Here is a 16,674-nt window from a genome sequence, read left to right as displayed (position 1 = left end):
TCGCAGCGCCTGCCCTTGCGGGCCCGCCTTGCGCCATGCCGGTGCGAAACCGTTGGGGCGCTTGGCGTACATGGACTCATCCCGCGGGGATGCCCGGGCGTCGGGGGGGCTGCCTGCCTATAAATAGGCGACGCTTGCTTATCGGGTCGTTGCCCTTAGCAGCTGAGTAGACACAGCACCCAAACCTCGAACGCTACGCGGAAGCATCATCCGCCGAACTGCTCGATTCACCTCTGTATAGTAATTAACTGTGTAACAAATTTGGCGCCCCTGACGTAAGCACCCGCTTTTTTTTCAGGCGGGGCATCCGGACTAGCCGTTGCCGCTCAGCCGCGAAAACACGTGCCAAACACCAGACTCGCCAAACTGCACTTCAATTCTGCTTAATCTTTTCCGGCTTTACACAAGGCCTGCGAAAACGGCGCATCCGGCAAACTCGGCGCCGGGGTGGCAAACTATCCGACAATCCGGCCCCGCAATCCCGCGGCGCTGTCCTGCCCTGCTTTCCTGCCGAATACCTCTCGCCCTGCGCTGCGGCCCCGCCCGGAACTCTCGGATCCATCCGTACTGAAGCCATGCGAACCGCCATGGTGCTTAGATCACGAGCGGCGAAATTAGATCCTGCCGCCCGGTTCCCGGCACTTCTGGCCGATCCGGCCCCGTCCCAACCAAGGGCTTATCCGCAGCCAGTGCGGAAAACCCTTGATTTTAACGTATTTAGCGTATGCCGGCACCTTTCAGCACCATCATGCGCTGATTCAGCTCCATGTAACGCTTGCGCGCCTCTTCCGTCGCCAGCCCGCCCGCGGCCAGCTTGGCCATTTCGAGCTTGGCCGAGTCGAACTCGATGCGCCGCAAGGCGTCGTCCCATTCGGTCTGGGGATCGGGCAGATCCTCCTGCGACAGCACGTCCGCGCGCAGGCCCTTGAGCACGGTGGCCAGATCCGAATCCGGCTCGGCCGCCTCCAGCAAGGCGCCCACATGGCGCGCGCCGCTGGATTGCGCCAGCATGATCAAGTCCCGCACAAGACCTAGATGGGGGCCGTGGTCGATCACTTCAAGCTGCTGGTCTCCCATGGAGTCCACCAGCTCGGGATGCGCCAACAGCAAGCCAAGCAGGCGCTTGGCCAGCGACGGCATGGTGCGGCGGCCTTCGAAACCGCCGACGCCGTCCTCGCGCCGGCCTTTCCAATTGCCCTTGCCCTTCCAGTCGCTCTTGCCTTTCCAGTCGCCCTTGGGCTTCCATTCCTGGCGACGCTGGCCGCCCTGCCCGCCAGCGGGCTCGCCCTGGGAGGCAGGGAAATGCCCATGATCGATGTAATCGGACTCTTCCGCCGGAATGTCATGAAAGTCATGACCGGCGAAGTCATAGCCCGCGTCCATGAAACCCGTATCCGACCCCGGGGATCCAGCCTGGGCGTCGCCTGCCGGCTGCGGCTTGGCACCCGCTGGCGCGCCAAACGGCTTGGCCGGCTGCTGCGCCAGCACCTGGGCCATTTCTTCCGGCGTGAGCTGGACCAGCTTGGCCATCTCGCGCTCGATCTGCACGCGCAGCGCGCATTCCGGGATCGCGGCCAGCAGCGGCTTGGCCTCGTGCAGACAGCTCGCCCGCCCTTCGGCCTCGTCCATGTTGTGGCGCGAGGCCAGCTCGTCCAGCAGGAATCGCGACAAGGCGACGGCTTCGCCCAGGCAAGCCCGGAACGCCTCGGCGCCGAGTTCGCGCACGTAGGAATCCGGATCGTGCTCGGCCGGCAGGAAAAGGAAGCGGATCGCGATGTCGTCGCGCAGCACCGGCAGGCAAGCCTGCAAGGCGCGCCACGCCGCGCGGCGGCCCGCGCCGTCGCCGTCGAAGCTGAAGATGACCTTGTCGCTGGCGCGCAGCAGCTTCTTCACGTGATCGGGCGTCGTCGCCGTGCCCAGCGTGGCCACCGCGTTGGCGATGCCTTGCTGCGCCAGGCCGACCACGTCCATGTAGCCCTCGACCACGATGACCTGGCCTTCCTGCCGGATGGCCTGGCGGGCCTCCCACAGGCCGTACAGCTCCTGTCCCTTGGAGAACAGCGGCGTCTCGGGCGAATTCAGGTACTTGGGCTCGCCCTTGCCGATGATGCGGCCGCCAAAGCCGATCAGGCTGCCGCGCGCATTGCGGATGGGGAACATGACCCGCTCGCGAAAGCGGTCGTAGCGGCGTCCGTCTTCCGACTCGATCACCAGCCCGGCCTCGACCAGCGCCGGATCATCGTAATTGGGAAAGACCTGGGACAGGCCATGGCGGTCGGTGCCCGACCAGCCCAACCCGAAATGCGCGGCGATCTCGCCGGTCAGGCCGCGTTGCTTCAGATAGCGGATCGCGGCGGGCGAAGCCTTCAGCAGCTTCAGGTACTGCGCCTGGGCGGCGTCCAGCACCTGCGTGTGCCGGGATTCCTCGGCCTTGCGGCGCGCGGTTTCGGCTTGCTGTCGGGGGCTGCGGTTTTCTTCGGGTACCGTCATTCCCGCCGAAGCCGCGAGCGTGCGCACGGCTTCGGGGAAACTGGCGCCCGTGTGTTCCATCAGGAAGGTGATGGCGCTGCCATGCGCTCCGCAACCGAAGCAGTGATAGAACTGCTTGGTGGGGCTGACAGTGAACGACGGGCTTTTTTCGTTATGAAAGGGGCACAGGCCAAGCAAGTTGGCCCCACCCTTTCGCAACTGCACGTATCGCCCGACGACATCGACGACGTCGACCCGGGCGAGCAAATCCTGGATGAATGATTCTGGAATCAATAGATTCGGGAATCAAAGATCAATACAGGCGCGGGGGCAGTTGCTGGCTACGAATCCGCTTGTAGTGGCGCTTCACCGCGGCGGCGTGCTTGCGCTTGCGCTCGGCCGTGGGCTTCTCGTAGAACTCGCGCGAACGCAGTTCGGTGAGCAAACCGGTCTTTTCGATGGTGCGCTTGAAGCGACGCAGAGCGGCTTCAAACGGTTCGTTTTCCTTCAGTCGAACGATAGGCATAAAGTATTGGGCCTGCTTAAGGGGTAACAAAAGTTGATGATAAACCTGGCTTGCTTACCAGCGACGCTGCACAGGTCCAGCCTGCCGGCGCCCGCCCTGGCATTGAAACGCCCGGCGCTGGCGCCAGTACAACCCCGGCTGGGATCTCCTGACAATCTCTCTTAACGCTATTTCAGCTGGCTGTTCCCGTTACCCGTGAGACACAGTTCACCTTGCAGTCCGGCCCCGCCAATTCAGGCATTCACGTTCGAATGCCCCAGGCGCGGCCCAAAGGAAGGGCGGAAAGCCAAGTTCGGTTTAGCGATAACCAGCGATTCTAGCACGGGCGGCCGGATTTTGACCATAGACCGGGCACAATCGGCGCCCGGCCCCGCCCTGCCGCCCCGCCATCCGGCGGCTCAGCTCTTGGAGCCCTTGCGGATCCAGGCTTCGAGCTGGTGCGGCCGCAGGCTGTCATAGTCCTCGAAAGGCTGGTGAATCCAGGGATTGGTGGGCAGCTTGTCGACGTAGTAGTCCGGCGTGGCCTGGGAGTGGCCCTTCCACCACAGCACGGCGCTGCGCAATTCGGTGATCTCGGCGAACTGGTTCTTCAGGTGGTCAAAGACCTTGTTGAAGGTCATGCCTGTGTCCACCATGTCGTCCACCAGCAACACCCGCCCGGACAGGGTGCCGCGCGTGATGGTGATGAACTGGGCGATGTCCATGTCGCCCTGCTTGGTGCCGGCCGCCTCGCGGTAGCTGCTGGTGGCCAGGATGCCCAGGGGCACATCGAAGATCCGCGACATCACATCGCCGACACGCACGCCGCCGCGCGCCAGGCAAAGGATCTTGTCGAACTGCCAACCGGACTTGTGCACCTGCAAGGCAAGACGCTCGATCAGGCGGTTGTAGTCGTCCCACGTCACCCACAGATGGCTGTCATCATTGGTCGGCGCGCTCATAGGCGGAATTCTCCTGCATGAAAATACGAAAAGGCCGCCTGCTGGCGTGAGCTGCGGCGGCGTTGTGGCGAAATCATAACCCGGCGGCCGGCGCCGCGGATATCAGGACCGCCGCGCGGGCGTCGAGCCGCGTTCCAGGCAGCGCCCATCCAGCACGATGCGGCGCGGCGGCGCGGCTTCGTTTTCACTGCGGTCCAGCAACAGCATCATGGCGCTGCGGCCGATTTCCTCCACCGGCTGCTCGATCAGCGTGATGCCGCCCCCGACCATTTCCGTCCACGGCTCGTTGTCGAATCCCGCCAGGGCGATATCCTGCGGCACGACCAGGCCGGCGCGCTGCAATGCGCGGATGACGTCCAGCAACATGAGTCCGTTGCTGGCGATCAGCGCATCGGGCCGGCCCGGCGCGGCCAGCAGCTCCGCCAACCGGGTGTCGACATCGCCCGCACCGTGCTCGACATAGGCGGCGCGCGCGGGCAGCCCCAGACGCTGCATCGCCGACTCGTAGCCCTGACGCCGCTCCGCGCCGGTGGCGGACGCGGCGCCGAACAGGCCGGCGATCCGCCGATATCCCTGGCGATGCAGATGCTCGACCAGCGCCGCCGACGCGCCGGCATTGTCCAACACCACGCAATCGTGCAGCTGGCCCGGCTCCGCCCGGTCGACCATCACTATCGGAAAACCGCGCCGCGCGCGCCCGACCTGCCCGGCCGTGCGCCGCGTCGGCGCGCAGATGGCGCCAAGCACGCGCTCTTCTTCCATCAGCCGCAAGTACATCTCTTCCTTTTCGGGATTCTCGTCGGTATTGCAGAGAATCACCCGCAGGCCACGCGCATAGGCCAGATCCTCGACACTGCGGCTGATGGCCGTGAAGAACGGATTGCGGATGTCGGCGACGATCAGGCCTATGGTGTTGCTATGGCGCGAGCGCAGGCGCCGGGCCGCCAGGTTGGGCAAGTAGCCGGTGCGCCGGACGGCCTCCTCGACGCGGCTGCGCATCTCCGGATCGATGGCCTTGCCCGCCAGCGCCCGCGATACCGTGGCCGGCGACACGCCGGCCGCCTTGGCCACATCCTTGATGCCCACCTTCATTGGAAAACGTTTCCTGAAATAGAAAAAACAAGCGCCCTTAGGAGCTTCGATTGTATTTTCAATACCCTTTGAGATCCAGGCACTTTTTCTTCTAAAATCCAGAAAACGTTTTCCCAAACATGGGCTCCAGGAGACAGATCATGACAACCACGCAGGTTGAATCCCTGCTGCGCCCGGATTGCGTGCGCCTGGATGCGGCCGTGACCGACAAGCAGCAGGCCATCGCACTGCTTGGACAGCTCCTGACCGCCGGCGGCTGCACGGACGAAGGGTACGGGCACAGCATGGCGCAACGCGAGACGCTGGCGGACACCTTCCTGGGCGCAGGCGTGGCCATTCCTCACGGCCGGGTCGAAGACCGCCATCTGGTGCGACGCGACGGACTGGCGGTGCTGCAGATTCCAGGCGGCATCGAATGGAACCCCGGCCAGCGCGTCCGGCTCGTGGTCGGCATCGCGGCCCGCTCGGATGGGCATATCGCCATCCTCAAACGGCTCACCGGCCTGATCCAGGACGAGGCCCGTCTGCGCCAACTGGCCGCAACCCGCGACCCGCAGGACATCATCGCAGCGCTGACCGCGGCTGCGCCGCAGGCCGCGGCAGCCGCGGAGCCCGCCACCGATCTGGAGCACAGCCTGGAATGGGTCGTCTCCTATCCGTCCGGCCTGCATGCCCGGCCGGCCTCGACCTGGGCGCAGGCCGCACAGGCCAGCGGCCTGCCGATACGGGTGCGGCACGGCGCGGACAGCGCTGACGCGCGCAGCCTGGTCGATCTGTTGCAGCTGGGCCTGACGGCCAAGGCGCGCGTGGTGTTCTCCGCGTCGGGCAGCGAAGCGCCCGCGGCGCTGGCAAAGTTCCTCGCCGTGGTCAATGGCCTGACCGCCCAGGAACGCAGCGCCGCCCAGGCGCAGGCGCCCGCCGCCGTGCCAGGCCGGACCTGGCAGCCCGTCACCGCGCTGGCCGCCGTCGCTGGTGTCGCAGCCAGCGCGGGCCTGGCGATCGGCCGCGTCCGCCGGCTTGCCCGCGCCGACGCGCAGGTGCCCGATCGCCCCGCGCCGCTACTCAACGGCAAGGCGCTGCTGGAAACCGCGCTGGCCGCTGCCCGCCAGGAAACGCAGGCCCTGGCCGACGCCACCGCCAAGCGCCTGGGCGCGGCCGATGCCGCGATCTTCCAGGCCCAGGCCGGCCTGCTCGACGACGTCGGCCTGATCACCGACACCTGCCAGCTGATGGCGGCGGGCCACGGCGCGGCCTGGGCCTGGAATGAAGCCGTGCGGGCCCAGGCCGAACGTCTTTCCGGGCTGGGCAATCCTCTGCTGGCCGCCCGCGCGGCCGACCTGCGCGACGTCGGCCTGCGCGCGCTGCGGCACATGGAGCCGTCACTCGCCGACGCCTCCGAGCAGGCGGCCCCGCACGGCGACCCGGTCGTGCTGGTCGCCGCCGATCTCGCGCCCTCCGACACCGCCGCGCTGGATATCCGTCGCGTGGCCGGCCTGGCGACAACACTGGGCGGCCCCACCTCGCACACGGCCATCCTGGCGCGCACCCTGGGACTGCCCGCGATCGTGGCGGCGGGCGCGGAATTGCTGGACCTCGTCGACGGCGCGCAGGTGATCATCGACGGCGATGCAGGACGCATCCTCCTGTCGCCAACCGAGGCCGACCTGGACAGCGCGCGCGCCTGGATCGCGCAAGCCGAGGCCACGCGCCAGGCCGCCGCCGCCGAGCGCCAACTGCCGGCCAGCACGCGGGACGGCCATGTTGTCACCATCGGCGCCAACATCATCCGGGCCGAACAGGTCGCGTCCGCGCTTGAACAGGGCGCCGAAGGCGTGGGCCTGATGCGCACCGAATTCCTGTTCCTTGAACGCCATGACACGCCCGGCGAGGACGAGCAGTTCCACGCCTATCGAAGCATGCTGGACGCGCTTGCCGGCCGACCCCTGATCGTCAGGGCACTGGACATCGGCGGCGACAAGCAGGTGCCGCACCTGGGCCTGCCCGTGGAGGACAACCCCTTCCTGGGCGTGCGCGGCGCGCGCCTGCTGCTGCGCCGCCCCGACCTGCTCGAACCGCAGCTGCGCGCGCTCTACCGCGCCGCGGCGCAAGGCGGCGACCTGTCCATCATGTTCCCCATGGTCACGTCGCTGACCGAACTGCTCCAGCTGAAGGAGGCGTGCGAGCGCGTGCGCGCCGAACTGGCCGCGCCCAAGGTCGCGCTGGGCGTCATGATCGAGGTCCCGGCCGCGGCCCTGCTGGCGGATGCGTTTGCCGAGCACGCGGACTTCTTCTCCATCGGCACCAACGATCTGACGCAGTACACGCTGGCGATCGATCGCCAGAATCCGGCGCTCGCAAGCGAAGCCGACAGCCTGCACCCGGCGGTGCTGCGCCTGATCGCGCTGACCGTGCAAGGCGCGCGGGCGCATGGGCGATGGGTGGGCGTGTGCGGCGACCTGGCCGGCGACCCGTTTGGCGCCGCGCTGCTGACGGGCCTGGGCGTGGCGGAGCTGTCGATGGCGCCGCGCGCGATCGCCGCAGTCAAGGCGCGCCTGCGCCGCTCGGCGCTACCCGAGCTGCGGGCCCTGGCCGCGCAGGCGCAGACACTGGCCAGCGCACAGGCCGTGCGCGCGCTGGACGGGGACATGGCATGAAACTGATCACCGTCACCCTGAACCCCGCGCTCGACGCCACCGTCACGCTGGACCGACTTGAACGCGGACACGTGCATCGCGCCAAGTCGATGCGGCACGATGCCGGCGGCAAGGGCGTCAACGTCGCTTCCTGCCTGGCGGACTGGGGACTGGACGTCGCCGCCACGGGCCTGCTGGGCCGCGAGAACGCCGGCGTCTTCGAGGCCCTGTTCCGCGCCAAGCGCATCGAGGACCGCTTCGTGCGGGCCGACGGCGCGACCCGCACCAACATCAAGCTGGTGGACAACGGCGCCACCACCGACATCAACCTGCCCGGTCTGACCGCGACCGGGGAACTGCTGGACAAAGCCGAAGCCACCCTGCTGAACCTGGCGGAGCCTGGCTCGCTCGTGGTGCTGGCCGGCAGCCTGCCGCAAGGCTGCCCCGCGGACCATTACGGCCGGCTGATCGCCCGACTGCAACCCCTGGGCGCGCGCGTACTGCTGGACACCAGCGGCGACGCGCTGGCCGATGCGCTCGCCGGCCCCGCCCTGCCCTGGGCCATCAAACCCAACCGCGACGAACTGGCCGAATGGGCCGGCCAGCCCCTGAGCACGGTCAGGCACATCGCCGCGCAAGCGCAACGGCTGCGCGAACAGGGGCTGGGACTGGTGGCGGTATCGATGGGCGAGCAAGGCGCCTTGTTCGCCACGGAACATGGCGTGCTGCATGCGCAGTTGCCGGCCACCGCCGTGGCCAGCACCGTCGGCGCGGGCGACGCCATGGTCGCCGGCATCGCCGCGGCCCTGGCCGAAGGGGCGGATGCCGAGCGCGTGGCGCGCCTGGCGGTCGCCTTCGCCGTCGCGAAACTCGGGCTGGCCGGCCCCAACCTGCCCTCGGCGACCATCGTCGCCGACCTGGCCGAGCGCGTGTCGCTGCGGCCGATCTCGACTCCGGGAAGCCAAGCATGAACAAGATCTGGATAGCCATCGAGGCCGGCGGCAGCGCGATCGCCGGCGCACTTGCGAACGCTGCCTTGCGGAAGGCGGCAACGGAACGGGGCTGGGACTGCGATATCGAAATCCGCAACGCCGCCGGCATGCAGCAAGCCTATGCCGGCGCCGCGCCCAAGCCCGGCGATGTCCTGCTGCTGATCGGCGGTGCGCAGCCGGCCTCGCCGCAAGCCGGACTGGCTCGCAGCGCAGCGGGCCTGGATGAAGCGCTGGCGGCGCCCGACCGCGTCATCGCGGCGGCGATCGCCCAAGGGAAAGCGCCGGACGCCGGCGCCAAGCGCATCGTGGCGGTCACCTCCTGCCCCACCGGCATCGCCCACACCTTCATGGCGGCCGAGGGCCTGACACAGGCCGCACAGGCCCTCGGTCATCACATCCGCGTCGAGACTCAGGGATCGGTGGGGTCGGGCACGCCGCTGACGGCCGAGGAAATCGCGGCGGCCGATCTCGTCATCATCGCCGCCGACCGCGAGGTGGATCGCTCGCGCTTCGGCGGCAAGCGCGTCCATGCATCCAACACCAAGCCCGCCATCAGCGACGGCCAGGCCTTGATCGCGCGCGCCTTCGAGCAGGCCAGCCTGCAGGCCGCGAGCAGCGACGCCGCCAGCACGGCCCAGGCCCAACCGCGCCGCGCGGGGCCGTACAAGCACCTGATGACCGGCGTGTCCTTCATGCTGCCCTTCGTCGTGGCCGGCGGCCTGCTGATCGCGCTGGCCTTCGCGCTGGGCGGCATCTACGCCAGCGACGAATCCCAGGCCGGCACGCTGGCCCACGCGCTGTTCCAGATCGGCGCGCAAGGCGGATTCGCGCTGATCGTGCCGGCGCTGGCCGGCTACATCGCCTACTCCATCGCGGACCGGCCCGGCATCGCGCCCGGAATGATCGGCGGCCTGCTGGCGGCGAACATGGGCACGGGCTTCCTGGGCGGCATCGTCGCCGGCTTCATCGCCGGGTATGGCACGGACTTCATGAACCGGCGCATCCCGCTGCCCAAGCAGTTGCAGGGGCTCAAGCCGGTGCTGATCCTGCCGCTGCTGGGCACCTTGCTGACCGGATTGCTGATCACCCAGGTGGTCGGCGCGCCGGTGGCCGCGGCGCAGACCTTCCTGACCGACTGGCTGCGCGGCATGCAGGGCGCCAGCGCCGTCATGCTGGGCATGCTGCTGGGCGGCATGATGGCCTTCGACATGGGCGGCCCGGTGAACAAGGCGGCCTACGCCTTTTCCACCTCGCTGATCGCCAGCCATGTGTATACGCCCATGGCCGCGACCATGGCCGCCGGCATGACGCCGCCGCTGGCCATCGCGCTGGCCACGCGGCTGTTCGCCAACCGCTACACCGCCGAAGAGCGCGAAGCCGGCGGCGCCACCGGCATCCTGGGCCTGGCCTTCATCACCGAGGGCGCGATTCCCTTCGTGGCGCGCGACCCGCTGCGCATGATCCCGTCGCTGATGGCGGGCTCGGCCGTCACCGGCGCCATCTCGATGGCCATCGGGGCGGAATTGAAGGTGCCGCACGGCGGGATCTTCGTGCTGCCCATTCCCGGCGCAGTCACGCATCTGCTGGGTTATGTGGCGGCGCTGGTCGCCGGAACGCTGGTCAGCACGCTGGCGATCGGACTGTTGAAGCGGCCGCTGGCGGCGGCGCAGACGAAGAATCCAGAGTCGTAAGCGCCGCGCGCTTGCGCCCCGCCAGCCCCCCCTCCGGGAAGCAAGCAGCAACGAAAAGGCCCCCGATGATCGGGGGCCTCGTCACATCAAGACCAGCGCGACGGCAGACCGCCGCAAGGTCCGCCTGGCGTTCAGCCCTTCAGCGGGTGACGCAGGACGATGGTCTCGTTGCGGTCCGGACCGGTCGACACCAGGTCGATGGGCACGCCGCAGACTTCGGCCACGCGTTCCAGGTAGCGGCGGGCGGCGGCCGGCAGCTTGTCGTACTCGGTGATGCCGACGGTGGATTCGCTCCAGCCCGGCAGCTCTTCCAGCACCGGTTGCGCCTGGGCCACGGCATGCGCGCCGTAGGGCAGCACGTCGCGGAACTCGCCGTTGACGCGGTAGCCGACGCCCAGCTGGATGGTTTCCAGGCCGTCCAGCACGTCCAGCTTGGTGATGCACAGGCCGGAGATGCCGTTCAGGCGCACCGAGCGCTTGAGCGCGGCGCCGTCGAACCAGCCGCAGCGACGCGGACGACCCGTGACGGAACCGAATTCCTTGCCGATGGTGGCCAGGCGGGTGCCGATCTCGTCGACCAGCTCGGTCGGGAACGGACCCGAGCCCACGCGGGTCGTGTAGGCCTTGGTGATGCCCAGCACGTAGTCGAGCGACTGCGGACCGACGCCGGCACCGGCCGAGGCCGCGCCCGCCAGGCAGTTGCTGCTGGTGACGTAGGGGTAGGTGCCGTGGTCCACGTCCAGCAGCGCGCCCTGCGCGCCTTCGAACAGCAGGCGCTTGCCTTCCTGTTGCATGGCGTACAGGTTGCTGGAAACGTCCTTGACCATGGGGGCGATGGCCGGAGCCAGCGCCATGGCCTGGTCGCGCACTTCGTTGGCCGAGACGGCTTCGGCGCCCAGGTACTTGGTCAGCACGAAGTTGTGGTAATCCAGCACCTCGGCGAGCTTCTCGTCGAACAGCGAGGGATTGAACAGGTCCTGCACGCGGATGGCGCGGCGGGCGACCTTGTCTTCGTAGGCCGGGCCGATGCCGCGGCCGGTGGTGCCGATCTTGCCGTCACCCTTGCGCGCTTCGCGCGCCTTGTCCACGGCCACGTGGTACGGCAGGATCAGCGGGCAGACCTCGGAGATCTGCAGGCGCGAACGCACGTCCAGGCCGGCGGCCTCGAGCTCTTCGATTTCCTTGAGCAGGGCCTCGGGCGACAGCACCACGCCATTGCCGATGAAGCAGGTCACGCCGGGATGCATGATGCCCGACGGGATCAGGCGCAGAATCGTCTTCTGGCCGTTGATCCACAGCGTATGGCCGGCGTTGTGGCCGCCCTGGAAGCGGACCACGCCCTGGACGGACTCCGCCAGCCAATCGACGATCTTGCCCTTGCCCTCGTCACCCCACTGGGTGCCGATCACGACTACGTTCTTGCTCATGTTACGAATCAATATCGAGTTTCTCGGGAAATCCGGAAATCTCCCCGCGGCCCTCTTGTCGCCAAGAGGGGGTTAGTCACAGCGTTCTGACCGTCCAGGCGCCATCCTGCAGCGCCAGCTCGCGATCGCAAACGAATTCGTCCTGATCCTGCTCGTGACCGGGCAATACCTGAACGACGATTTCCCCCGACCGGCGCAGGCGGCGCACCGCCTCGGTCAGGGCGGGCTCCTGGCCCCAGGGCGCACGCACTGCACGCGCCCGTTCCGCCGGCGGCAGACCGGCCGCCAGCTTGCGTAAATCGAGGCTGAAGCCGGTGGCCGGACGCGCGCGGCCGAAAGCCCGGCTGACGTCGTCGTAACGGCCGCCGGAAACCAGCGCATCGCGCCAGCCTTCAGCGTAGAGCGCGAACTTCACGCCCGAGTGATAGCCATAGCCGCCCACGTCGGCCAGGTCGACGCTGAATGCCGTGTCGGGCATCGCATCGGTCAGCGCCTGCAGCGCGTCCAGCGCCGCCGCCACGCCGGGCAACAGCGGCAGTTCGCGGCGCGCCTGCTTCAGCACCTCGGGCCCGCCGTACAGGTTGGGCAGGAGGCGCAGCGCGTTGAGCGTCTCGTCGCGCAGGCCGGGCGCGCGCCTGGCCAGTTCGACCAGGCCGGGCACGTCCTTCTCGCGCAGCAGCGGGAACAACGCTTCCGACAGGCTCTCGGCCACCGGATCCGATTCCAGGATGGCCCGCAGCACGCCGGGATGACAGAGGTCCAGGCGCGGGTTGCGCACGCCGGCGATGGCGACCGTCTCCAGCACCAGCTGGATGATTTCCAGGTCGGCCTCGAAGCCGGCATGGCCGTAGATCTCGGCGCCGATCTGCAGCAGCTCGCGGCTGGACAGCAGGTCCGCCGGGCGGGCATGCAGCACGTTGCCGCAATAGCACAGGCGGGTCACGCCGGCGCGGTTCAGCAGGTGGGCGTCGATGCGCGTCACTTGCGGGGGCATGTCCGCCCGCACGCCCAGCGTGCGGCCCGAAAGCTGGTCGATCAGCTTGCAGGTGCGCAGATCCAGATCGCTGCCGGTGCCCGACAGCAATGAATCGATGTATTCGACCAGGGGCGGCGCGACCAGCTCGAAACCGTAAGTGCGATACAGATCGAGAAGTTCGCGGCGCAGTTCCTCGATGCGCCGGGCCTCGGCCGGAAGTACGTCGGCGAGGCTCTCGGGCAGCAACCAGTTACCCATGAGTGTTTACCTGAAGAACGCCTAGTGATGCGTGGGCGTCGCCCAAACGAAAAGCGGCTGAGGGGCGTAAGCCCGCTCAGCCGCTGCGGAATGTTTTCTAGCTTACGCGGTATTGTACATGGTTCAGCGGCGCGCGCCAGCCGCCTGGATCCAGGCTCAAGCCGTCCCCGATTCGCGGCCCGATCAGCGCGGGGCCGCAAAGCAAAAGCCCCTTGGCGAGCCAAGGGGCTTTTGCCGGCCGGGGCCGTGCAGGCTTACTTGACGACCGGCACGGTCACCGGCGCCAGGGCCGCGCCCGGATCCTTCATGAACTGGAAGAAGCTGGAGCTGGGGTCCACCACCAGCACGTCGCCCGGCTTCGAGAACGAAGCGCGGTAGGCTTCCAGGCTCTTGTAGTACGTGTAGAACTGCGGGTTCTTGCCATAGGCCTGCGCGTAGATCGCCGCCGCGGCGGCGTCGCCCTCGCCCATGACGCTCTGTGCCTTGGCGTAGGCCTGCGCCACCACGACTTCGCGCTGGCGGTCGGCTTCGGCGCGGATCTTCTCGCCCTCGGCCGCGCCGATCGAGCGCAGCTCGTTGGCCACGCGGGTACGCTCGGCTTCCATGCGGCGGTACACCGACTCGGAAATCTCGGGCGCGAACTCGATGCGGCGCAGGCGCACGTCGACGACCTGCACGCCCAGCGGCTCGGCGCGCTTGGCGACGTTGGTCAGGATTTCGGCCATGACCTTGTCGCGCTCGGACGAGACGACGTCGCGTACGGTGCGCACGTTGACCGAGGCATTCAGCGCGTCGCGGATCTGCGCCTGCAGGCGTTCCTGCGCGGCGCGCTCGTTGCCGCCGAAGGTCACGTAGTACAGGCGGGGATCCGCGATGCGCCACTTGACGTAGGAGTCGATCAGCAGGTTCTTCTTTTCGGAAGTCTGGATGCGCTCGGCGTCGTTGGTTTCGATGGTCAGGATGCGCTTGTCCAGCGTCACCACGTTCTGGAACGGCGGCGGCGCCTTGAAGTACAGGCCAGGTTCGCTGATGACCTTGCGCACTTCGCCAAGCGAGAACACCAGGGCGTAATCGCGCTCGCGCACCACGAAGACGCAGGAAGAAAGGGCGGCCAGCACGATGAGCAGGCCGACCAGGATAGGCATGAGACGTTGCATGATCAGTGGTCCTCCGGATTAGCGCGACGCACGGTCGCGAGGCAGCGTGTTGCCATTGCTGCTGCCGGAAGATGGCGCGGCCGGCACGGCGCCGCTGCGCAGCGGCGGCTGGGACGGCGGATTGACCAGCGAGGACGAAGCCGAGCCGCCGGCGGCGGACTTGGCGGCGTCCTGGGCGGCCAGGTGCATGATCTTGTCCAGGGGCAGATACAACATGTTGTTGTTGCTCTTGGTGTCGACCATGACCTTGCTGGCGCGCGTGAAGATCTCCTGCATGCTCTCCAGGTACATGCGCTGGCGCATCACCACCGGCGCCTTCTCGTATTCACCCAGGATGCTGGTGAAGCGCGCGGTATTACCCTGCGCATCGCCGACCACCTTGGCCTTGTAGCCCTCGGCCTGCTCCAGCATGCGCGAGGCCTGGCCGCTGGCCAGCGGCACGACCTGGTTGGCGTAGGCCTGGCCTTCGTTGATCTGGCGCTCGCGGTCCTGGCCGGCCTTGACGGCGTCGTCGAACGCGGCCTGCACCTGCTCGGGCGGCTGCACGTTCTGGATGGCCACGGTGCTGACCTGGATGCCGGTCTGGTAGCGGTCCAGGATCTGCTGCATCAGCGCCTGCACCTGGCTGGCCACGGTGGTCCGGCCTTCGTACAGCACGAAGTCCATGCTCTGCTTGCCGACGATCTCGCGCATCGCGGTCTCGGAGGCCTGGCGCACGGACTCGTCCGGGTCGCGGGTCATGAACAGGTAATCGGGCGCGCCGTCGGCGCGCAGGCGGTACTGGACGACGAACTGCATGTCGACGATGTTCTCGTCCGTCGTGAGCATCAGCGCCTCGGGCAGCACCTTGTTGCGCGCGCCGCCGCGGAAACCGACTTCGAACGTGCGCAGCTGCGACACGTTGACGGTTTCATGGCTCTGGATGGGATACGGCAGGCGCCACTGGAAGCCGGCTTGCGATGTGCTCTTGTATTTGCCGAACTGGGTCACTACCGCGACCTGGCCTTCCTGCACGATGTAGAAGCCGCTGGCCGCCCAGACGCCGATCGCCACCAGGGCGATGACGCCCAGGCCGATGCGGGCGCCGCGCGGCGAAGGCGGCTGCATGCCGCCGCGGTTGCCAGGACGGTTGTTTCCCCCGCCGCCCTTGCGCCCGAACAGCGAGCCGATGCGATTATTGAAATCGCGCCAAACCTCGTCCAGGTCGGGCGGACCATCGCCTCCGTTTTGCGGCCGCTTGGGCGGCGGCTCGGAGCCGTTGTTGTTGCCACGACCCCAGCCGGGGTCATTCAGATTGAATAGTTTGGAAATTCGAGGCATTGTTTCCCACAATCTGTCCGATCTCTGCAATTGCCCCGCGCAACGCATCCAGACCGGCGCGCTCGGTGGCGCTTACAAATACTCGCGCAATCGTACCATGGGCGTCGCGCTCCACTCGCGGCTCCAGTCCGGCCCTGTCGATCTTGTTATATACAAGAATGGTCGGAATGGCGGCTGCGCCGATTTCTGCCAGCACCTTGTTCACTTCGAATATCTGCTCATCGCGCTGGGGACTGGCCGCGTCAACCACGTGCAGCAGCAGGTCCGCGTGCACGGTTTCCTCGAGCGTGGCGCGGAACGCGGCGATCAGGCCGTGCGGCAGGTCGCGGATGAAGCCCACCGTGTCGGACACCACGACCGAGCCGGCGCCTTCGATCCAGATCCGCCGCGTGGTGGTGTCCAGCGTGGCGAACAACTGGTCGGCAGCGTAGCTGTCGGCGCGGGTCAGCGCGTTGAACAGCGTGGACTTGCCGGCGTTGGTATAGCCCACCAGCGACACCGACAGCGCGCCGCCCCGGGCCCGGGCGCGACGCTGCGTCACGCGCTGGCGCTCGACCTTGTCCAGGCGCTCGCGCAGCACCTTGACCTTGGCGCCGATCATGCGGCGGTCCATTTCCAGCTGCGATTCGCCGGGGCCGCGCATGCCGATGCCGCCGCGCTGACGCTCCAGGTGGCTCCACATGCGGGTCAGCCGCGTGGCCAGATGCTGCAACTGGGCCAGCTCGACCTGCAGCTTGCCTTCGTGGCTCTTGGCGCGCAGCGCGAAGATGTCCAGGATCAGGGCGACCCGGTCGACCACGCGCAGGTTGAACAGCCGTTCCAGGTTGCGCTGCTGGGCCGGCGACAGAGGCTGGTCGAACAGCACGATGTCGGCCAGCAGGGCCTGGGCCATGCCCACGCCCTCGTCCGCCTTGCCCGAGCCGATGAAAAACTTGGCGTCGGGGCGGTCGCGCCGAGCCGTCAGCGTGCCGACGATTTCGGCGCCGGCCCCCTTGGCCAGCATGGCGAATTCCTCGGCATGGGCAAGGAAATCCGGATCTCCGAGGTCGACGCTGATGATCAGTGCGCGCATACATGCACCATTTTGAAGCCCGAAACCAAACCAGGGCGCGACAGCGGGCGCCTGTATTCCCCTGAAACGGGAATTTCGTCCTGGCGACGAAAATGCCCGCCGACGTGGACCGTCAGGCGG

The 16,674-nt window shown here is 67.7% G+C and carries 12 protein-coding genes; 3 read left to right on the top strand and 9 right to left on the bottom strand.

The features are described 5' to 3' along the window. Positions 1-717: 717 nt before the first annotated feature. From dnaG to KDH83_RS02155, 4 genes are all read right to left on the bottom strand, one after another. Positions 718-2,763: a DNA primase gene (dnaG, locus tag KDH83_RS02170; protein ID WP_212312509.1), complete on the bottom strand. Its 2,046-nt coding sequence runs from the start codon at positions 2,761-2,763 to the stop codon at positions 718-720. A gap of 19 nt (positions 2,764-2,782) precedes the next feature. Continuing rightward, positions 2,783-2,995 (bottom strand): 30S ribosomal protein S21, encoded by a 213-nt coding sequence (gene rpsU, locus KDH83_RS02165; protein ID WP_006218592.1) that lies wholly within the window; start codon positions 2,993-2,995, stop codon positions 2,783-2,785. A gap of 398 nt (positions 2,996-3,393) precedes the next feature. After that, positions 3,394-3,936: a phosphoribosyltransferase family protein gene (locus KDH83_RS02160; protein WP_212312507.1), complete on the bottom strand. Its 543-nt coding sequence runs from the start codon at positions 3,934-3,936 to the stop codon at positions 3,394-3,396. Between the two features lie 102 nt (positions 3,937-4,038). Then, complete coding sequence (locus tag KDH83_RS02155) at positions 4,039-5,028, bottom strand: LacI family DNA-binding transcriptional regulator (protein ID WP_212312505.1); 990 nt, start codon at positions 5,026-5,028, stop codon at positions 4,039-4,041. 140 nt (positions 5,029-5,168) lie between these two features. On the opposite strand from KDH83_RS02155, the gene ptsP reads away from it, so the two are divergent. The 3 genes from ptsP to KDH83_RS02140 are packed head-to-tail and all read left to right on the top strand — an operon-like array spanning position 5,169 to position 10,344. Further along, complete coding sequence (gene ptsP, locus KDH83_RS02150) at positions 5,169-7,682, top strand: phosphoenolpyruvate--protein phosphotransferase (RefSeq protein ID WP_212312503.1); 2,514 nt, start codon at positions 5,169-5,171, stop codon at positions 7,680-7,682. Next, complete coding sequence (pfkB, locus tag KDH83_RS02145) at positions 7,679-8,632, top strand: 1-phosphofructokinase (RefSeq protein WP_212312501.1); 954 nt, start codon at positions 7,679-7,681, stop codon at positions 8,630-8,632. The genes ptsP and pfkB overlap by 4 nt, the downstream gene beginning before the upstream one ends. Continuing rightward, positions 8,629-10,344 carry a fructose-specific PTS transporter subunit EIIC gene (locus tag KDH83_RS02140; protein ID WP_212312500.1) on the top strand — a complete coding sequence of 572 codons (1,716 nt, stop codon included), beginning with the start codon at positions 8,629-8,631 and terminating at the stop codon, positions 10,342-10,344. Before pfkB ends, KDH83_RS02140 begins: the two co-directional genes overlap by 4 nt. A gap of 131 nt (positions 10,345-10,475) precedes the next feature. Here the strand turns inward: KDH83_RS02140 and KDH83_RS02135 are convergent, their stop codons facing one another. The 5 genes from KDH83_RS02135 to hflX all read right to left on the bottom strand — a co-directional run bounded on the left by KDH83_RS02135 (position 10,476) and on the right by hflX (position 16,554). Next, positions 10,476-11,771: an adenylosuccinate synthase gene (locus KDH83_RS02135; protein WP_199770891.1), complete on the bottom strand. Its 1,296-nt coding sequence runs from the start codon at positions 11,769-11,771 to the stop codon at positions 10,476-10,478. A gap of 76 nt (positions 11,772-11,847) precedes the next feature. After that, the gene (locus KDH83_RS02130; protein WP_212312499.1) at positions 11,848-13,005 is read right to left on the bottom strand and encodes an ATP phosphoribosyltransferase regulatory subunit; all 1,158 of its coding nucleotides are present in this window, start codon (positions 13,003-13,005) and stop codon (positions 11,848-11,850) included. 254 nt (positions 13,006-13,259) lie between these two features. After that, positions 13,260-14,162, bottom strand: a complete 903-nt coding sequence (gene hflC, locus KDH83_RS02125; RefSeq protein WP_212312498.1) for a protease modulator HflC — start codon at positions 14,160-14,162, stop codon at positions 13,260-13,262. Between the two features lie 18 nt (positions 14,163-14,180). Then, a complete protein-coding gene (gene hflK, locus KDH83_RS02120; protein ID WP_212312497.1) occupies positions 14,181-15,482 on the bottom strand; it encodes an FtsH protease activity modulator HflK in 1,302 nt (433 codons plus the stop codon). Beyond that, on the bottom strand, positions 15,448-16,554 hold the full coding sequence (gene hflX / locus KDH83_RS02115; protein ID WP_103275326.1) for a GTPase HflX: 1,107 nt from the start codon (positions 16,552-16,554) through the stop codon (positions 15,448-15,450). Before hflX ends, hflK begins: the two co-directional genes overlap by 35 nt. Positions 16,555-16,674 lie beyond the last annotated feature (120 nt).

Source organism: Achromobacter sp. Marseille-Q0513 (assembly GCF_018195695.1).
GTDB lineage: Bacteria > Pseudomonadota > Gammaproteobacteria > Burkholderiales > Burkholderiaceae_B > Achromobacter.
This window is presented reverse-complemented; position numbering and strand designations above follow the sequence as displayed.

Bases quoted from the DNA above. Each gene is read 5' to 3' on its own strand.
- rpsU (WP_006218592.1), bottom strand. From the start codon at position 2,995: ATGCCTATCGTTCGACTGAAGGAAAACGAACCGTTTGAAGCCGCTCTG.
- KDH83_RS02160 (WP_212312507.1), bottom strand. From the start codon at position 3,936: ATGAGCGCGCCGACCAATGATGACAGCCATCTGTGGGTGACGTGGGAC.
- KDH83_RS02155 (WP_212312505.1), bottom strand. From the start codon at position 5,028: ATGAAGGTGGGCATCAAGGATGTGGCCAAGGCGGCCGGCGTGTCGCCG.
- ptsP (WP_212312503.1), top strand. From the start codon at position 5,169: ATGACAACCACGCAGGTTGAATCCCTGCTGCGCCCGGATTGCGTGCGC.
- pfkB (WP_212312501.1), top strand. From the start codon at position 7,679: ATGAAACTGATCACCGTCACCCTGAACCCCGCGCTCGACGCCACCGTC.
- KDH83_RS02140 (WP_212312500.1), top strand. From the start codon at position 8,629: ATGAACAAGATCTGGATAGCCATCGAGGCCGGCGGCAGCGCGATCGCC.
- KDH83_RS02135 (WP_199770891.1), bottom strand. From the start codon at position 11,771: ATGAGCAAGAACGTAGTCGTGATCGGCACCCAGTGGGGTGACGAGGGC.
- KDH83_RS02130 (WP_212312499.1), bottom strand. From the start codon at position 13,005: ATGGGTAACTGGTTGCTGCCCGAGAGCCTCGCCGACGTACTTCCGGCC.
- hflC (WP_212312498.1), bottom strand. From the start codon at position 14,162: ATGCAACGTCTCATGCCTATCCTGGTCGGCCTGCTCATCGTGCTGGCC.
- hflK (WP_212312497.1), bottom strand. From the start codon at position 15,482: ATGCCTCGAATTTCCAAACTATTCAATCTGAATGACCCCGGCTGGGGT.
- hflX (WP_103275326.1), bottom strand. From the start codon at position 16,554: ATGCGCGCACTGATCATCAGCGTCGACCTCGGAGATCCGGATTTCCTT.